Origin of the sequence: Aquiflexum sp., assembly GCF_041751335.1 — a bacterium.
GTDB lineage: Bacteria > Bacteroidota > Bacteroidia > Cytophagales > Cyclobacteriaceae > Aquiflexum.
This window is the reverse complement of record NZ_JBGSXS010000165.1, coordinates 1-16,006: the sequence shown is the minus strand read 5'-3', so window position 1 is coordinate 16,006 and position 16,006 is coordinate 1. Positions and strand designations below refer to the sequence as shown.

Here is a 16,006-nt window from a genome sequence, read left to right as displayed (position 1 = left end):
ATACTTGGAGAAATAATATTGTCTATACCAATATTTTTGAAATAAATTTCATTTTCAGGATGCAAAAAATCGTGGTTTCTAACCCTCGCAATTACCCTCTTGGCTCCCAATTGCTTGGCCAAAGCAGCTGCCAGTAAATTTGTCTTTTCGGAAGTGGTCACCGCCATAAACATGCTGGCTTCCCGGACATTGGCACTCTTGAGGATTTCCAGAGATGTAGCATCTCCCATGATGGTCAAGACATCCAAATGCGAAGAGGCATTGTCAAGCGCATCTTTATCCAAATCAATCAGAATTATGTCCCTATTTTCAAAACTTAGCTGCTTGGCCAAATGGTATCCCATATCTCCGGCGCCAGCTATGACGATATTCATTCCCATATGTAATAATCTACGGACAAAATGGTTTTAATAACCTGTGATTTCTAAACCGGGCAAAAGGTAGGGTGTTTTACAACTAAGAACAAAAAGAATCATCAATATTTATTGGCAAAAAGACTGGAGATACTTGTTAGCGTTTTTATTGCCCAACCTGACAGCCTCATTCCAATCTAAACAGGCGTCAGATTGCCGCTCTATTTTATAATAACAAAAACCCCTATTTGTAAAAATATCAGGATTGTCCGGGCTAAGGTTCAAAGCATAGGTATAATCAGGGATCGCCTTTTCAAACTGATTTGATTTAAGGTAACAGTTGCCCCTGTTAAAATGATAAGCCCAAACCAAAGGATAATCTTCACCATTTATTTTACTGTATTCAATGGCATCAGAATAGGCTTTAATGGCTTCTTGAATCCTGTTTTCCCTTTGGAGGATATTTCCCAAATAATAGGACATCTCATCATCCTCTTCAAAAATCTTCAATCCTTCCCTGAGTGCTTGGATTACTTTTTCCTTTTTGGAATCTACCTGACCTCCCGCCCTGTAAAAATTCAAATATGCCGGATGAAAAGTTGGGTCATCCTGTATGACTATTTCCATCAGATTGGCAGCCTTTTCATAGTTTTCGTCTTCTATCATCTCCATGGCCACTTTATTGATCACTATGGAGTTTTCCCTAACCTCAGGTTCTATATCATAGATCATCTGGGAATAGCCAACCAAAGGTAAAATCAGAAAGAAAAGGGAAAGATTGTATTTAATCATTTTTGAAATAATAGGTGCAAATCTAAAGAATCATGCCATCCTTACCAATCACTCCAATAGTTTTTTACCCTCTTCCTCAGGTAGTTCCTCCACTTCTTTGAGTTTTCGTTGGATTACCCTTGTCCTGGTGCCCACCAATACATCAAGATCATTGTGGCCTTCTAAGATTTTCTTTTGGGCTTTGCTGATGAGATCACCGAATTTGGAAAATTCGCTTTTGACAGCACCCAACACTTTCCAAACCTCCGAGCTCCTTTGCTGTATGGCCAATGTCCTGAATCCCATTTGAAGGCTGTTGAGCATTGCAGCCAAGGTAGTTGGACCGGTAATGACAATCTTATAATCCCTTTGTAAAGATTGTGCCAAGGCTGGATCCCTGACAATCTCGGCATATAGGCTTTCCATAGGCAAAAACAAAAGCGCAAAATCCGTGGTATGTGGTGGATGCAGGTACTTTTGGCTGATATCCATCGCTGCTTTTTTGATGGCCTTGAACAGTTCCTGTCTCGCCACTTCAATTAAGACCTTATCACCCACATCATATGCATCCAATAATCTATAATAAGTCTCTTGGGGAAATTTGGCGTCAATCGGTAGGTAAACCGGCCCATCCTCCTGACTGCCGGGCATTTTGATGGCAAACTCCACCCTTTCAGCGTTACCGCTTTTTACAGCCACATTAAATGCATACTGATCAGGAGATAGCACATTTTCCAATATTCCTTGTAATTGGTATTCTCCAAGAACTCCCCTGCTTTTCACATTGCTCAAAACCCTTTTCAGATCCCCCACCCCTGTGGCCAAATGCTGCATTTCTCCCAAACCTTTTTGAACTGCAAGAAGCTGATTGCTTACCAGTTCAAAGGATTGTCCCAACCTCGCTTCCAAGGTCTTCTGCAATTTCTCATCTACAGTCTCCCGCATTTTATCCAAGCGCTCTTCCGTAGAAGCCAACATGCGCTCTTGCTTAAATATCAAATCCTGAAATTTTTCCCGCTGCAGATCATTGAATTCTTTGACGTTTTCTCGGAAAAGTTTTCCAAAATCCTTCAAGACCTCCGACTGTTCCTTGGAATTGGCCCGTAAGGAATCGAATAACAAACCAAACTGCTGCAATAGACCTGATTGGATTTCAGTTCTGTTGGCCTGCATCTGTTGTCCGATCTCGCCTTTTAACGCTAAAAGTACCCTTTCTCTTTCTTCTTGGGAATTGTCTTTCCTGCGGCTTTGAATTACCAGGTAGATAATAAGTACAAATTGAAGGAAAAGTAAGACAATCAATAAAGTATCACTGTACATGGCTGAAGAATTTGGGTGTGGAAAGGTAATCCATATCCACCTTTATCCCCAAAAACGACAAATATTCTATGACAGTATCAGTCGGGATTTCTTCCATCGGTACATGGCCTGCATTTTCAAAAACCTTGAGCTTTGAGCCGGAAATGACTTCTGCCAGCCTCTCTCCATTGCTCAAAGGAATCCAATTGTCATGCGCACCCCACATGATCAACACTGGCATATTTAATTTATAAAAATCCACTTTATAAGGTCTTCTCACTGTCAGTCTATCCAAAGTCGCTTTTCTGTTACCCTCTCTCCTGAGTAAATGATAATACCTTGAAACCATTTCATCCGTGATTTTGCCTGAATCATAAAAAACCTGTTTCAGGTTCAATTTGAAAACAGTCTTCGGAGTGCATTTCAGTAGCAATTTATTGAAAATGGGATTTTGGGCAACTTTAAAAATAAATGCTCCTGAATTGTAAGTTTTAGTGGTGGTGGTATCTGACTCCACTGATGATGGTGCGCCTGCTGCATCAATAAGATTGAGACTCATTATCCTCTCAGGATGTTCGGAAGCCATGATCAAAGCTACTCCTCCCCCCATGCTATTGCCGGCAACATGAAATTCCTTCAATCCCAATTGATCTGCAATACCAAAGATCAGGTCTGCATAATCAGCCATACCATATCGTTTTTGTACATCTGGACCCGTAAGCCCATGTCCTGGCAAATCCATGGATATGGTCATAAAGAACGGACTGAGTTCCTTTTCCCATGCTTCCCAGGTATGCAAAGACGAAAAACTGCCATGGATCAGAAAAATCGGCTCACCGGAACCTTTTACTTTGACATGCACATTGATTCCATTTACTTTCAGGAAATAGGAGTTTTCATCTGTATAAGTAGCTGTAAGCCTTTCCAATGGAAGATCTCCCCTATAGCTGCCCAATAATAGCACAAGTACCAAGAAAAAAATTGAAAGGACAACGAGCAATATTTTTAGCAATATTTTTTTCATTTTCAGAAATTATGAAACCGATTTTGAAATATATGAATTTAGAAAATAAAACAAGTAATAGTATATTTTGGAAACCTTCAGAATTAATGACATCAGATTATCCGCTAGGCAGTCGACATCCCGAGGCACGAGGGATCTCAAGAGGTTCTAGGCTAAGAAAATACAAAAGTTACTGAATATCTACTTTTGATGATATAGTCTTTTGTTCCCTTTGTATCTTTTGTGGTTCAAATAAAAATCTCTAAAGTAACAGTATCTCTAAAGACTTTATCTTCTACTTTCTTCCGTTTGGACAATATCCTTATATTGACAGCAAAAGCATTGATTATGACAAAAAACTGGATTTACAGCCTACTGATGATCCCAATCATGATATCCTGTGAAATGAATGGAAATGAATTTGAAACTCCGATAAAACTCACTATTGAGGAAGCAAACCGCTTGGCAAAATTGCCATTGCATTGTATGCAAGAGGAATATCCAAACAAACTCAACCAAACGCTTGAAGATGAAACACATTTGAAAGGGCCTAAAGCGCTTCATCCTGCATTCTATGGATGTTTTGACTGGCATTCAAGTGTGCATGGACATTGGATGTTGGTCAGTCTGTTGCGTCAATTCCCTGAGATGGATCGTGCGGCTGAAATCAGGCAAAAGCTCAGTGAGAACCTGAGCGAATCCAATATTCAAACTGAGGTCGACTATTTTTACATGCCTCAAAATTCAAGTTTTGAAAGGACCTATGGTTGGGCATGGGTATTGAAACTGTCAGAGGAAATCCACCTTTGGGATGATCCCTTGGCTAGGGAATTGGAAAAAAACCTTCAACCGCTGACTGATTTGATGGTAGAGAAATACCTTGAATTTTTACCCAAACTGATTTATCCGATCAGGGTTGGTGAGCACTCGAATATTGCTTTTGGTTTGTCCATAGCCTATGATTATGCCAATTCCTTAAATAATTCAGAGCTAAAAAACCAAATTAAATCAAGGGCTATGGATTGGTTTGGGAAGGATACTGATTGTCCATTAGAATGGGAACCCTCCGGTTTTGATTTTCTTTCCCCTTGTTTTCAGGAGTTGGATATCATGAGAAAAGTATTGGATAAAGATGCTTTCAAAATCTGGCTGGCATCCTTTATGCCCGAATTATCTTCAACTGAATTTAGGCTTAAACCTGGAAAGGTCAGCGATAGAACCGATGGTAAATTGGTGCATTTGGATGGATTGAATTTTAGCAGGGCTTGGGTGATGTACGGACTGATCAAAGATTTCCCTGTCGAATATGGTCATTTGATGGAAGTTGCCAATGAGCATATCAATTATTCCTTGCCGTCCATTGTAGATGATAATTATGAGGGAACGCATTGGTTGGGGAGCTTTGCCATTTATGCCCTTCAGGAGGCTCCATGAAATCTGACTGGAAAAAATATATAGGTCCCGGTCCGTTGGTTGCTGCTGCCTTCATTGGTCCGGGAACGGTGACGGTATGTACTTTGGCAGGTGTCAAATTTGGGAATGACCTGCTTTGGGCTTTGGGACTATCCATTATTGCCACCATCGTACTACAGGAAATGGCCGCCCGAATTGGATTGGTTACCCAAGAAGGTTTGGCTGCTGTCATTTCCAAAACCTTGAAAAAAGGATTGCTCCGATACTTTTCGCTCTTTTTGATTCTTATGGCCATTGTTTTGGGCAATGCGGCCTACGAAGCCGGGAATATTACCGGAGGTGCCATGGGGGCAGATTTATTGGTCACTGTCCCTGTTTTGACTTTAGGTCAATTACAACTGAACCTACTGAACTTAAGTATTGGCTTGATCGCTTTAGGGCTTTTGATGAGTGGCAGTTATTCAAAAATTGCTGGATTTTTGACCGGATTGGTTATCCTGATGAGTTTGGCATTTCTTGCAAGTGCCATTTGGGTCAAGCCTTTATTCAATTCAATTTTAGCGGGATTTCTTCCCAAAATTGATTCCACCAATATCCTGACCATCGTGGCATTGATAGGAACCACAGTCGTCCCTTACAATCTCTTTCTACATTCATCTTTGGTAGCCAAACGATGGTCGAAAATAGAGGATTTAAAATATGTCAGGGTAGATACCATTGTAGCAGTTGTATTGGGGGGAATCGTTTCTATGGCCATCATCATCACCTCAGCTACCGGGGAAGCGATGGAAGTCAATAATGCCGCGGATTTGGCAATCGGTCTTGAACCTATTATGGGAGTTGGTGCCAAATACTTTATAGCATTTGGATTATTCGCGGCAGGGATCACTTCTGCGATAACAGCACCTTTGGCAGGTTCATTGGTGGTGGTCGATTGTTTTGGCTGGTCCAATGACATTCGGAAAATGCCCATGAGAATCAGTATTGTCTGTATTTTGGGATTGGGTTTGTTTTTTTCTTCTTTGGGTATCAAACCAGTTCAATTGATCACTTTTGCACAATTGGCCAATGGCATTTTGCTTCCTTTATTGAGTGCCTATATTCTTTGGTTGGTAAATAAAAAGTCTGTAATGCAAGTCAACCAAAATTCCCTTCTTTTGAATATCATTGGGAGTGCCATTTGGTTGGTCACTTTGGCTTTAGGTGGAATGAGCATTGGAAAGGTTTTGGGGTGGATGTGAATAGGAAAATTTTGGTGGAAGAATTACATAAATTTCATCTTCTTCAAATTGCTTGACCAAGAATTTAATTTAAGGTAATTTTTTTGTTAACTTAAAGCCTTAACAAGTGGGGACACCAATTCCCTAATTTTAAAGCATAATTAACAAACAAAATGAAAAGAAAAGCAACAGCCGTATGGCAAGGAACCGGAAAAGAAGGTAAAGGACATCTGACTACGCAGTCAGGGGTATTAGACAAAACACAATATTCTTTCGGTTCAAGATTTGAGGAAGGAAAAGGGACCAATCCCGAAGAACTTATTGCTGCTGCGCATGCAGGATGTTTTGCTATGAAACTCAGCTTTAACCTTACCGGTGCAGGTTTTGATCCCGAGGAGTTACATGTGGAAGGAAATATTACTTTAGCAGATGGAGCGATATCTCAATCAAAACTTGTTTTAAAGGCAAAAGTTGAAGGAATTTCCAAAGAAAAATTCGAGGAACTGGTGAAAGATGCTGAGAAAAACTGTCCTGTTTCCAAATTGCTTAATACTGAAATTGTGGTTGAGTCCACTTTGAATTAATTGATTAAATCCGTCGGTGAGGTAGGTAATTCCTTTCCGACGGTTTTATAAATTTTGATTATTTCCATTATTATTTATTCTTATAATAAACTGAAATATGCCCTCTCAAAATTTAGAAAATTACAGTAATGAAGAGCTCAACAGCAAAATGCAGACACTCAAGGCGATCAATTTTATTCTAAGCCTTTTGATATTTATGTTTTTCGGATACCTGTTTTATGTTTTTTATATGGGCAAATGGACTGATACCAATCTTGCTGGCATTGTTTCCATCACTGTATTGATAGCGGTCATTGCCACAAACGCAGCCAATATTTCAGGCATCAAAAAGGAATTAGACAAACGACTCTAATGAATCAATTACTTTTTTTCAGTGGCAAAAGAGACCAATTTGGCAATTACTACAGCAGGGTATAAGATGCCCAAAGCAGATAGGAAAACAGAAAGCATTTTTGAAGACATATTGATCGGATAAAGGTCGCCAAATCCGATTGTAGAGATACTGACCAAACTGAAATACATATAATCTCCAAAATCCACATCCATTCCTGAAATTTCAATTTCTCCGCCGATAGAGTTTCCTGTTAATAATTGGATGACCTCAAAGCCAAATGCCCCGGCCAAGGCCAATAATAAATACACATTGACAGCACCTATCACCCGATAAGTATTTACTTCCTGATCTCGAAAAAGCAACCTGATATTAATGACAGTCAATAGGATGAGGTTTAGAATGATCACGATCCTCTCCAATAGATAAAATTCATAAGGATTGTCCGTAAACCGGATTAAGCGTAACAATAAATGTAGGGTAACCAAGGAAATTCCTGCAATCAAAAAGCCTTTTTCCATCGCTGAAAAAAGTCCCACACTAAAAAGGAGAATAAACATCATATTCAAAAAGATAGTGGTACCTCCTTCCCTGTCAATCATCACCGGTAAAATAAACACAGTAAAAAGGAGCATTCCCAAAAGGGTAACAAAGGAGGCATCTGAAACCCAGTAGTTTTTGGCCTTTTTGAAATATTGAAACATCTGTTAAAGTTATAATATTGGATAATACTTCCGGATTTCCATGATGTTTTTAAAAATTGATGATATTATGCAGCCACAATTTTCTAATCATCTTGATCGAGAAGCACTGTTTTTTCATGGTTCGTGTTTTGAATGAAGATAACACCAAAAATCAAAAATCCCGATTTATACAACCGGGATTTTTGATTTTTTGAAGAACCACTTTATGCCGCATTTCTTGCCGCATTGATTATGGCAAACATTGTCCTCAGAATAAGCATCTGCAAAACAGGATCTTCTTTGCCTGTTTCCAACATACTCTGTATGGCATATTGCTGAATGGTAATCACCGGCAAGACTATTTTTTCCCTGATGGCAATGGATTCTTTCGAAGTGGGATTATCCTGAAGCAAGGTATCCATACCTGATACTTCCAAAAGCATCTTGATGGACCTTTGGTATTCTTTGAACATCAGGTTCCAAAGGTCCGCATAATGGGGGTTATCTTTCAGGTATGCTGTTGCCTTGTAAAAAGATTTGGCCAAGGACTGCATGGAATTGCCTAAAAGCGATCGAAAGAACAATGAGTCTTGATACAATCTTTTGGCTTCCTCAAATTTCCCTTCTTTTTGGAGCGCCTCTAAAGCGGCACCAACTCCAAAGAAACCGGGAATATTTTGCTTCATCTGTGCCCATGAACCCACAAATGGAATCGCCCTGAGGTCTTCAAACTTGAGCCCGGAATCCTTTCCTCTCTTCAGAGGTCTCGACCCTATATTCACCTGACCAAAATATTTCAAAGGAGTAACATGTTCAAGGTAAGGTAGAAACTGAGGATGGCTTTTAAACTCCTTATAAAACTGATAAGAAACTTCAGCCATCTCATCAATCAACGCCCTTTCTGCTTTATCCAGACTTTTTTCTGAGGAAGGATATAATTCATTTTCTATTCCTGCACAAAGCAATTGTTCAAGGTTATAACTACAGGAAATGGGTTTTCCATAATTTGCTGAAATGGTTTGTCCTTGAATGGTCACTTGGATTTCCTCGTTTTCTACATCTTGTCCAAGGGATGCGTAGAAATTATGCATGTTTCCACCACCTCTTGCCGGAGGTCCGCCTCTGCCATCGAAGAACACCACACTGACGTCATACTTTCTGGAAATTTTGGTCAGTTCTTCTTTTGCTCTCAAAATAGACCAATTGGCACGGATATATCCACCGTCTTTGGTACCATCTGAAAAGCCCAACATGATCGTCTGCTTTAAATTTCTGTTTTTCAGATGAGCACTGTAAGCTTCATTTAGATACAAATTCTCCATGATAGCGGGTGCTTTTGCCAAGTCATCGATGGTCTCAAAAAGTGGTACAATATCCAATGGCAGGAGATTGTTTTCATCAAGCAAATTCAATTTCGCCAATTGATAGACTTCCAAAACATGTAGTGCAGATTGACAATTGGAGATTATATATCTATGCAATCCGGTCTCTCCATTATTCTTTTGAACTTCCCTTATCGCATCAAAACTTTTGAGCATTTCCTGATGGAATTCATCTTTCATTTCTGAGACTGGGGGAAGCTTTTCGAAATTCAAAATAAAATTTATCTTCTCTACATCAGTAAGTTTATGGTAAGTTTTAAGTTCGTTTTTACCCAGCTTGATTTCAATGATTTCATCCCATAATCCATCATGCTTTCTGCTGTCCTGACGGACATCCATATTGGCAAAGTGGAAACCGAAGATTTTTACCTTGAGGATAAATTCATCCAATTGGTCCAAAAACAGACCCTCATGGAATTCGACTAATCCTTTTCTAGCTTCCATCAAATCAGATAAAAACTCTTCTTTGGTCTTATAATAGTTTTGATTTTCAAAAAGTGAATTGAAAAGCCCATTTTCAATTTTCAACATAACAGGTTCTACATGTTTGAATGTCAGCCTTCTCCTCAGTTTTCTTACATCTCTATAGTAACAGCGAATGATCCATTTTTGAAGCTTTTCAGCTACTTTGACTGTGGTATCATGGGTTACAAAAGGATTACCATCTCTGTCCCCTCCCGGCCAAAAACCGACTTTCAACAAACCGGGATTATCCCAATCATTTAAAGGGATTCCAAGTGCATTGAGTGTTTTGGTAAGAATATCAGGAATACTTTGATAAAAGACATTGGTCAAAAACCATATCAAACTGACCGCTTCATCTAAAGGTGTTGGCTTTTCTTTGTTAATAAATGCGGTTTTCCCCAATTGTTGTAAAAGGAGATTGATATTACCCAAATCATTGTCCCTAATAGCAGATTCCAAATCTGTGATAATCCCCAATACATTTCCAGGATAAAACTGTGTCGGATGCGCCGTAAGAGTTAATCTCACTGAAAAGGTCTTCAGCTTCTCAATTAAGGCCTCTTTTTTTCTATCATTTTCTACCCTCGTTATGAGTGCATTGATACTGCCTTTACCTTTGACATCATGGATTTTTTCAAATGCTGCATCTTCAATGGAATCAAAAAGTACTACCTGTCTCTCCACATATTGCACCATTTTAAACAATAAGTTATGACGTTCTTCTTGACTGGTGTTTGCCATCATTTCAGCAAAAAATCCTTCAATGATTTCTTTGGGGTTTTTGTCCTTCTCAAATCCTTCTTGGCATTTACTGGACAGGATTGGCAATAAAGTACCTGTTCTGTGGATGTCACTAAAAGGCAAATCCAAAAAAAGACTGTTGTAAATGGTAAACCTTTTGGATACTTCGGTTTGGTATTTGTTTTTTGACATGGTAGGTTTAATGGTTTTTTTAAGAATGTGAATTTAACAATAAATAAGTGAATGAAGGAATAAACCCCTATTTCTTCAATGATTTTGCCTTTTTATTATAAAATTGTCAAGCAATGCAGGTTTAGTATCGAATAACAGATTTATTTAAACAATTCTTGTAAACTTAATTAAGGATAAAAAGAATTATGTGTATCCGCATCACTGCACGTATGGATGGACAGCTGCAACAACCAATCGGTCGAAAAGCCTTTCACCAAAGTATCTTCGGTTTAGCTTGTATACAAATTCATTGAGGTAGTTCTGTAAATATTTATATGTGATCATGTGATGGATTCCCAAGAGATTTCTTTTAAGGTTGCTGATTCCTTTGTGTACCCATTTCAGGGTTTCATTGACACTTACTTTATCAGAAATAACCATGTAATGCGTGTCAACAATATCTGAAATATCCACATAGGCCGTGTTTTTGTCGGTAAACAGAACAATATCTCCCCCCGCATTCTTTTTGATGAATTTATTCACATGTTCTGCGTCGATTTTGCCAAGGACTTCCATTTTATAATACCCGCAAGCCCTGCCTCTCTCTCCCGTTTTGGGATCTTCAAGAGGAATTGATTCGGCGGCCACGGCAACATTTGCCTGCCTTTGGCTCCCCCTTCCCCTTTTTAGGTTCTGCTTCACTTGTTTTTTGGTTGCAACCTCCACAAAACAGTCGTCAAATTCGATCATGTCATTCAATATATAAAGAGAATCCCTTTTGCCCATCATTGCCCGGATTTTATGCATCAGCCTGAAAGCAGTATCGTACCGGGACAGTCCTATCTGTCTTTTCAATTCAAGACAGGAAAAACCCTTTCTGGTCGCTGACATGAAGATAAACGCCAGCAGCCAGGTGTGGAGCGAAATCTTGCTGTGCTCCATTACTGTTCCGCTTTTCAGGGAACTTCTCCTTCTGCAATGGCTGCATTCAAAGAATTTCCCAGCACTGAACCAGTAATGCCTGGTGATGGATTTACAGGTTTTACAGCATATTCCAGCTTTTTCCCTGCTCTCTTTGATATAGGTCTCACAACTGGACTCATCGGGAAAATACTGCATGAATTGTAATATGGTCATATTGTTTCTTATTTTTATACAAGAAACAACCTGCAAAATGCAGCTGCAACTTAATGACACTTGTTGTCAAATTTTGTCACGTGCATCCATGCGGATACACATATTTATATATTAGTCAACTCTAGAAATCAATAAAACTGCAATGATATTGGATTGAATTATTTTTCAATTTTCTGAAATACTTAGCATAAAAACTTATAACCTTCCAAACCTGTTTCTGCCATTTATAGGGTATTAATCATAATATATCTGGAAGTTCTTGAGTCCGCATTATTTCACAAGGGGAATGACCGATTTTCCAAGTTATTTTTAACTCCACTACTGAAGAGCGTTATTTTTTTTATTTTACTGCGAGCCTTTTTATAGTACAGCCAATGGCTTTTGTGGAGTTTACCATAATTTCCTTTCCTGCTTCAAGTAGAGCAATTGCATTTTCCACATATAAAGTTTTATCAGGATTAACATTCTGGGTATCGTTATCTAGGGCTCCAGTATACATTACCTTTAATTCTGAACCTTCTCTCTTCAGCAAAAATATATGCGGTGTAGCACGTGCACCATATTGATCGGTAACTAGTTGACCCTCATCATAAAGATATGGAAAGCTGAATTTTTTTGTCTTTACTTTTTCCTGCATTTTCTCAAAGCTGTCAGCAGGTGAAGCTTCAGGCGAATTTGCGTTAATGGCGATTACGGGATATCCCTGTTGGGAAAACTTATCATCCAATCCTATTAGACGGTCTTCATAAGCCATGGCGTAGGGACAGGTATTGGCTGTGAAGACAAGAATAAAGCCCTTGGCATCTGGATAACTTTCCTGCGAGATTATTTTCCCGTCAACATTCCTAAGGTTAAAACCGGGAGCGGAATCGCCTGATTCAAGGGTTAGAAACTGAGGCTGGCCAGTATAGCCAAGGCATAAAAACAAACAGAGTAATGTGGAGATTTTCATACTAAATTATTTAAAGTTTTGGTATTGGTTAAGCAAGGATGGATATGTAAATTCTTTTTCAATAAATTTTCGTTCGTTGCCTTTTACAAAAAGGGTTGCTGGAATCGCGCCACTCCAGGTATTGTCTACCTTGTCAATAAACACCTGTTGATCTGTCTCATCAAGAAGGAATACTTGGTTCTTTAGTCCGTGTTTTTTCACAAAGGGAATGACTGATTTTTCCAACCGATTTTTAAAGTCGACGCTTACAAGCAGTACTTTAAGTTTTTCCGTTTGTTTCTCCTGCTGCAATTTTTCAAAATGTGGAAGTTCTTTGATACAGGGAGCGCACCAGGTCGCCCAGAAATTTACTACGTACGTGGTATCTTTTCCTTGCTTCAGCCTTTCATTTAGTTTATCTACCGTGATCAGATCTACCTGGTTCGACCGAATAGAAGAACTAACCAGCATTAAACCATGCATATTAATTGATCTTTCCAGCTTAGGTTTAAAAGTCTCAACCTCATTATTTTGGGTTGAGTAGTTCTTATTGGGGCCTTCGATGTAATTGTATGAAATTTTATGGCCTTGCTCTTGAATACTATGTTGAGAATGACCAGAGAAATTAAGTATCAGAAAAAACAAAAAGACCGAAGGGATCAAGATTTTTGTGCTCATGATTTCTATTTTTTCTTGAAATTAATTCCATAGAATCATACCATTTACACCAATTCAACGAACAGCCGTAAATATTCAACAGAAAACCTGCTCTTCCTCATTTCCGAAACGAAACAGGCTCAAAAGAATACGCATTTCGGCCGTCCAATCTCCATCATCTATGGCTGATTTAACGTCCCAGATAGGGCTCCAGCGAGAATCCCGGTTTTTCCCGTTATTTGAACCAAATTCATCGCCTTTTACCCCAGCCGGCGAAACACTAAGCATGGAGGCGCTACCTTGGGCATTGTAGCTGTCCAGAAGGATATTTGTCCACTCCTCTTCAGATTTTCAACCAACGTAGCCTTTTTTTCAACGAAAAAGGAAAATGGGCAGAAGCGAACAAGAGCAGAAAAAGTTACCTTTATTTCACAATCTGGTCTGAATGAAAAATAAACTTTTAATCCTTCAAATATTGGGATGGACGTTGGCGTTCATATTTTTCTACGTGTATCTGGATTCAAGATTAAAACATCCTCTTTATTCATTTGCATGCGCCGTAACATCTTTTGCCTCATATGTTTTGGTTATTTACGGCTACTCCAATTTTTTGTATCCACGCTTATATCGCAGGGTATCCTTAATTAAATTCATATTAATTGTTGTTATTTTTTTTGCAGTTGTCCTGGGAATTAGGCTTTTAGTGGAGGTGCTATTTGTTGCTCCAATTAATCATCCCGGCTCATCCATGTTTAATTTTGGTCCAAGCCACCTTCTTTACGGCTTTGTAACTTCTTTTCTTGCCTTAATTACAGGAATCCTTCTGACATCTGTAAGCGACAATATTCTTAGAACCAAGAGAGAGGCCGAGCTTAAAAGAAAACATGCGGAATCTGAACTAAACTTGCTTAAGGCTCAGCTACAACCTCATTTTCTCTTTAATTCCTTGAACAATCTATATTACGATGTATATAAAACTCAGCCTGAGGTCGCACAAAGAATTGCAATGTTATCTGATATAATGCGTTATTTTTTGGAGCATAGCCCGGAAGAAAAAGTTTTATTAGCTGTAGAACTGGATTTTATAAATAACTATATTGAATTAGAGCAGGTGCGGCTCCCACAACCGCTGGAAATTGAATTTGAAGTACAAGTATCTGAGGGTATAATGCTTCCGCCAATGTTATTGATGCCTTTGGTGGAAAATCTATTTAAACATGGAACCAGCCTCAGGGGACCGGTTGACCTGATAAAACTTTCTTTATGCGAGCAGAAAAATCAATTAATATTTACTGTAATTAATCCCTTAGGATATACCGTAACAGGAGGAATTCGCACTGGAGTAGGTATAAGAAATTTGCGTGAAAGACTAAAACTACTATACGATCAGGACTTTACCCTTCGTAATGAAACCACAGAAGAAACTTACACTGCTCAATTAATTATACCACTTTTATGAAAATAAAATGTCTTATAGTAGAGGATGAACCAAAAGCTATGAAACTACTGCAGGAATATGTAGAGCAGGTAGATTTTCTCGACCTGTTATTCAGTTTCTCAGATCCTGTAGATGCTTTAAATTATTCCAATAATAATTCAGTAGATTTAATTTTTTTGGATATTAATCTTCCTGCCTTTTCAGGTCTTGAATTGGCTGCTCTATTAAAAGCAGAAGTGAAAATCATTTTTACAACAGCTTATTCTCAATATGCAGCCCAAAGCTACGAGCATAATACTACCGATTATCTTCTTAAGCCAATCACTTTTGCCCGCTTTCTTAAGGCAGTTCAAAAAGTTAAAAATGAGCAGCCAAAAAATATTAATTTGGATGGCAAAGAGAACGATTTATCAAATACTTTTTTTGTTAAAAGCGGCAAAAAAATAATTCCGCTCCAATGGTCCAATCTTTATTTACTGGAAGGAATGAAAGAATATGTCCTATTAATTACTGCAACTTCTAAAACAATTGTGTATAAACGGATGAAGGATTTTGAAGCGATTATCCCATCTGATTTTACAAGGATTCACAACTCCTTTATAATCAATAACAGTTTTATCCAGCGTATAGAAGATAACCACGTTTACATATTGGATAAGGCAATTCCTATAGGAAAAAAATACAAGGAAAGTTTTTACGAAAAATTAAATGATAAATTTATCTAGTATGCTTTATCGGTGGAACTCCTGCCATGGGCTATTTTTTGTGGTTGTGCAAAAGCTCTTTTTCCAGGGAAAAGTAAGGCAAAAAACAATTAAAATTTCTTAATTAATAGTTCTTTACAGTTATGAAAACCCAAATGTCCAAAGCAATTAATCTATTTCTGATTTTGATAGTTTTCGGTTCTTGTAAAAACATATCAACAGAAAATGAAAGTTTGGGTAGGGCAGGGCGTACCCTTGGCTTGTTGACCGAACCTCCCATCTTTGCATGGATTATAATTACAACCGGTAACAGGACAGGCTATTGCAATGGAAAAATGAATAGGATAGGTCAAGGTTAAACATATATCATCAGGCAGTGTCCTACTGGCAAGAATGCGATAAACATGTTCTTTTATTATTAAACCAATAAAGGGCAAAAATTTAAAAATTCAACAAAAGCATTTTGCCACTACAGGTACTGGAAAATAAGATAGAGAAATAGAATAACTTTCTTAGTAATTTGCAGCTATGTCTTCCCAGGATATCATATTGGTTGTTTTAAGTAGTTTAGGAGTTGTCCATGGTGTATTTCTTGCCCTTTATTTATGGAGCTACACCAAAGGAAATTCTGTAGCTAATAAATTACTTAGTCTGCTTTTAATATTCTTATCATTCAGGATCGGAAAATCCGTCTTTCTTGAATTTAGTACAAACCTAGATGTT

The 16,006-nt window shown here is 38.4% G+C and carries 18 protein-coding genes; 8 read left to right on the top strand and 10 right to left on the bottom strand.

Annotated features, from left to right (window positions below; all coding sequences use genetic code 11):
• From ACEW8U_RS09275 to ACEW8U_RS09260, 4 genes are all read right to left on the bottom strand, one after another.
• Window positions 1-380, bottom strand: a 380-nt coding sequence (locus ACEW8U_RS09275) for an NAD-binding protein (protein ID WP_373521763.1), incomplete at its 3' end; no start/stop codon positions are given.
• A 102-nt stretch (window positions 381-482) separates the two neighbouring features.
• Window positions 483-1,145 carry a tetratricopeptide repeat protein gene (locus ACEW8U_RS09270; RefSeq protein ID WP_373521762.1) on the bottom strand — a complete coding sequence of 221 codons (663 nt, stop codon included), beginning with the start codon at window positions 1,143-1,145 and terminating at the stop codon, window positions 483-485.
• A 48-nt stretch (window positions 1,146-1,193) separates the two neighbouring features.
• Window positions 1,194-2,444 (bottom strand): DNA recombination protein RmuC, encoded by a 1,251-nt coding sequence (locus tag ACEW8U_RS09265; protein ID WP_373521761.1) that lies wholly within the window; start codon window positions 2,442-2,444, stop codon window positions 1,194-1,196.
• A complete protein-coding gene (locus ACEW8U_RS09260) occupies window positions 2,434-3,447 on the bottom strand; it encodes an alpha/beta fold hydrolase (protein ID WP_373521760.1) in 1,014 nt (337 codons plus the stop codon). The genes ACEW8U_RS09265 and ACEW8U_RS09260 overlap by 11 nt, the downstream gene beginning before the upstream one ends.
• A 327-nt stretch (window positions 3,448-3,774) precedes the next feature.
• On the opposite strand from ACEW8U_RS09260, the gene ACEW8U_RS09255 reads away from it, so the two are divergent.
• From ACEW8U_RS09255 to ACEW8U_RS09240, 4 genes are all read left to right on the top strand, one after another.
• Window positions 3,775-4,860: a DUF2891 domain-containing protein gene (locus ACEW8U_RS09255; protein WP_373521759.1), complete on the top strand. Its 1,086-nt coding sequence runs from the start codon at window positions 3,775-3,777 to the stop codon at window positions 4,858-4,860.
• Complete coding sequence (locus tag ACEW8U_RS09250; RefSeq protein ID WP_373521758.1) at window positions 4,857-6,080, top strand: NRAMP family divalent metal transporter; 1,224 nt, start codon at window positions 4,857-4,859, stop codon at window positions 6,078-6,080. The genes ACEW8U_RS09255 and ACEW8U_RS09250 overlap by 4 nt, the downstream gene beginning before the upstream one ends.
• Before the next feature lie 152 nt (window positions 6,081-6,232).
• Window positions 6,233-6,643 carry an OsmC family protein gene (locus ACEW8U_RS09245; RefSeq protein WP_373521757.1) on the top strand — a complete coding sequence of 137 codons (411 nt, stop codon included), beginning with the start codon at window positions 6,233-6,235 and terminating at the stop codon, window positions 6,641-6,643.
• Window positions 6,644-6,740: 97 nt separating this feature from the next.
• Window positions 6,741-6,995, top strand: a complete 255-nt coding sequence (locus ACEW8U_RS09240) for a hypothetical protein (protein WP_373521756.1) — start codon at window positions 6,741-6,743, stop codon at window positions 6,993-6,995.
• A gap of 8 nt (window positions 6,996-7,003) precedes the next feature.
• On the opposite strand, the gene ACEW8U_RS09235 is transcribed toward ACEW8U_RS09240, so the two are convergent.
• The 6 genes from ACEW8U_RS09235 to ACEW8U_RS09210 form a co-directional block, all read right to left on the bottom strand.
• A complete protein-coding gene (locus tag ACEW8U_RS09235; protein ID WP_373521755.1) occupies window positions 7,004-7,678 on the bottom strand; it encodes a potassium channel family protein in 675 nt (224 codons plus the stop codon).
• A gap of 203 nt (window positions 7,679-7,881) precedes the next feature.
• Window positions 7,882-10,437, bottom strand: a complete 2,556-nt coding sequence (locus ACEW8U_RS09230; RefSeq protein WP_373521754.1) for a phosphoenolpyruvate carboxylase — start codon at window positions 10,435-10,437, stop codon at window positions 7,882-7,884.
• Between the two features lie 198 nt (window positions 10,438-10,635).
• A complete protein-coding gene (locus ACEW8U_RS09225) occupies window positions 10,636-11,553 on the bottom strand; it encodes an IS1595 family transposase (protein WP_373521753.1) in 918 nt (305 codons plus the stop codon).
• Window positions 11,554-11,893: 340 nt separating this feature from the next.
• Window positions 11,894-12,505 carry a thioredoxin family protein gene (locus ACEW8U_RS09220; protein WP_373521752.1) on the bottom strand — a complete coding sequence of 204 codons (612 nt, stop codon included), beginning with the start codon at window positions 12,503-12,505 and terminating at the stop codon, window positions 11,894-11,896.
• A 6-nt stretch (window positions 12,506-12,511) separates the two neighbouring features.
• Window positions 12,512-13,162, bottom strand: a complete 651-nt coding sequence (locus ACEW8U_RS09215; RefSeq protein ID WP_373521751.1) for a TlpA disulfide reductase family protein — start codon at window positions 13,160-13,162, stop codon at window positions 12,512-12,514.
• Between the two features lie 75 nt (window positions 13,163-13,237).
• Window positions 13,238-13,429, bottom strand: a complete 192-nt coding sequence (locus ACEW8U_RS09210; RefSeq protein WP_373521750.1) for a hypothetical protein — start codon at window positions 13,427-13,429, stop codon at window positions 13,238-13,240.
• A gap of 157 nt (window positions 13,430-13,586) precedes the next feature.
• On the opposite strand from ACEW8U_RS09210, the gene ACEW8U_RS09205 reads away from it, so the two are divergent.
• The 4 genes from ACEW8U_RS09205 to ACEW8U_RS09190 form a co-directional block, all read left to right on the top strand.
• On the top strand, window positions 13,587-14,600 hold the full coding sequence (locus ACEW8U_RS09205; RefSeq protein WP_373521749.1) for a sensor histidine kinase: 1,014 nt from the start codon (window positions 13,587-13,589) through the stop codon (window positions 14,598-14,600).
• On the top strand, window positions 14,597-15,304 hold the full coding sequence (locus tag ACEW8U_RS09200; RefSeq protein ID WP_373521748.1) for a LytR/AlgR family response regulator transcription factor: 708 nt from the start codon (window positions 14,597-14,599) through the stop codon (window positions 15,302-15,304). The genes ACEW8U_RS09205 and ACEW8U_RS09200 overlap by 4 nt, the downstream gene beginning before the upstream one ends.
• 134 nt (window positions 15,305-15,438) lie before the next feature.
• On the top strand, window positions 15,439-15,642 hold the full coding sequence (locus ACEW8U_RS09195; protein WP_373521747.1) for a hypothetical protein: 204 nt from the start codon (window positions 15,439-15,441) through the stop codon (window positions 15,640-15,642).
• A gap of 169 nt (window positions 15,643-15,811) precedes the next feature.
• A partial coding sequence (locus ACEW8U_RS09190) for a hypothetical protein (protein ID WP_373521746.1) occupies window positions 15,812-16,006 on the top strand: 195 nt, incomplete at its 3' end.

What these genes read in the sequence shown, in the direction of transcription:
- ACEW8U_RS09195 (WP_373521747.1), top strand. Translation starts at nt 15,439, where the DNA reads ATGTCCAAAGCAATTAATCTATTTCTGATTTTGATAGTTTTCGGTTCT.
- ACEW8U_RS09240 (WP_373521756.1), top strand. Translation starts at nt 6,741, where the DNA reads ATGCCCTCTCAAAATTTAGAAAATTACAGTAATGAAGAGCTCAACAGC.
- ACEW8U_RS09220 (WP_373521752.1), bottom strand. Translation starts at nt 12,505, where the DNA reads ATGAAAATCTCCACATTACTCTGTTTGTTTTTATGCCTTGGCTATACT.
- ACEW8U_RS09205 (WP_373521749.1), top strand. Translation starts at nt 13,587, where the DNA reads ATGAAAAATAAACTTTTAATCCTTCAAATATTGGGATGGACGTTGGCG.
- ACEW8U_RS09245 (WP_373521757.1), top strand. Translation starts at nt 6,233, where the DNA reads ATGAAAAGAAAAGCAACAGCCGTATGGCAAGGAACCGGAAAAGAAGGT.
- ACEW8U_RS09215 (WP_373521751.1), bottom strand. Translation starts at nt 13,162, where the DNA reads ATGAGCACAAAAATCTTGATCCCTTCGGTCTTTTTGTTTTTTCTGATA.
- ACEW8U_RS09210 (WP_373521750.1), bottom strand. Translation starts at nt 13,429, where the DNA reads ATGCTTAGTGTTTCGCCGGCTGGGGTAAAAGGCGATGAATTTGGTTCA.
- ACEW8U_RS09235 (WP_373521755.1), bottom strand. Translation starts at nt 7,678, where the DNA reads ATGTTTCAATATTTCAAAAAGGCCAAAAACTACTGGGTTTCAGATGCC.
- ACEW8U_RS09260 (WP_373521760.1), bottom strand. Translation starts at nt 3,447, where the DNA reads ATGAAAAAAATATTGCTAAAAATATTGCTCGTTGTCCTTTCAATTTTT.
- ACEW8U_RS09225 (WP_373521753.1), bottom strand. Translation starts at nt 11,553, where the DNA reads ATGACCATATTACAATTCATGCAGTATTTTCCCGATGAGTCCAGTTGT.
- ACEW8U_RS09250 (WP_373521758.1), top strand. Translation starts at nt 4,857, where the DNA reads ATGAAATCTGACTGGAAAAAATATATAGGTCCCGGTCCGTTGGTTGCT.
- ACEW8U_RS09270 (WP_373521762.1), bottom strand. Translation starts at nt 1,145, where the DNA reads ATGATTAAATACAATCTTTCCCTTTTCTTTCTGATTTTACCTTTGGTT.
- ACEW8U_RS09255 (WP_373521759.1), top strand. Translation starts at nt 3,775, where the DNA reads ATGACAAAAAACTGGATTTACAGCCTACTGATGATCCCAATCATGATA.
- ACEW8U_RS09230 (WP_373521754.1), bottom strand. Translation starts at nt 10,437, where the DNA reads ATGTCAAAAAACAAATACCAAACCGAAGTATCCAAAAGGTTTACCATT.
- ACEW8U_RS09200 (WP_373521748.1), top strand. Translation starts at nt 14,597, where the DNA reads ATGAAAATAAAATGTCTTATAGTAGAGGATGAACCAAAAGCTATGAAA.
- ACEW8U_RS09265 (WP_373521761.1), bottom strand. Translation starts at nt 2,444, where the DNA reads ATGTACAGTGATACTTTATTGATTGTCTTACTTTTCCTTCAATTTGTA.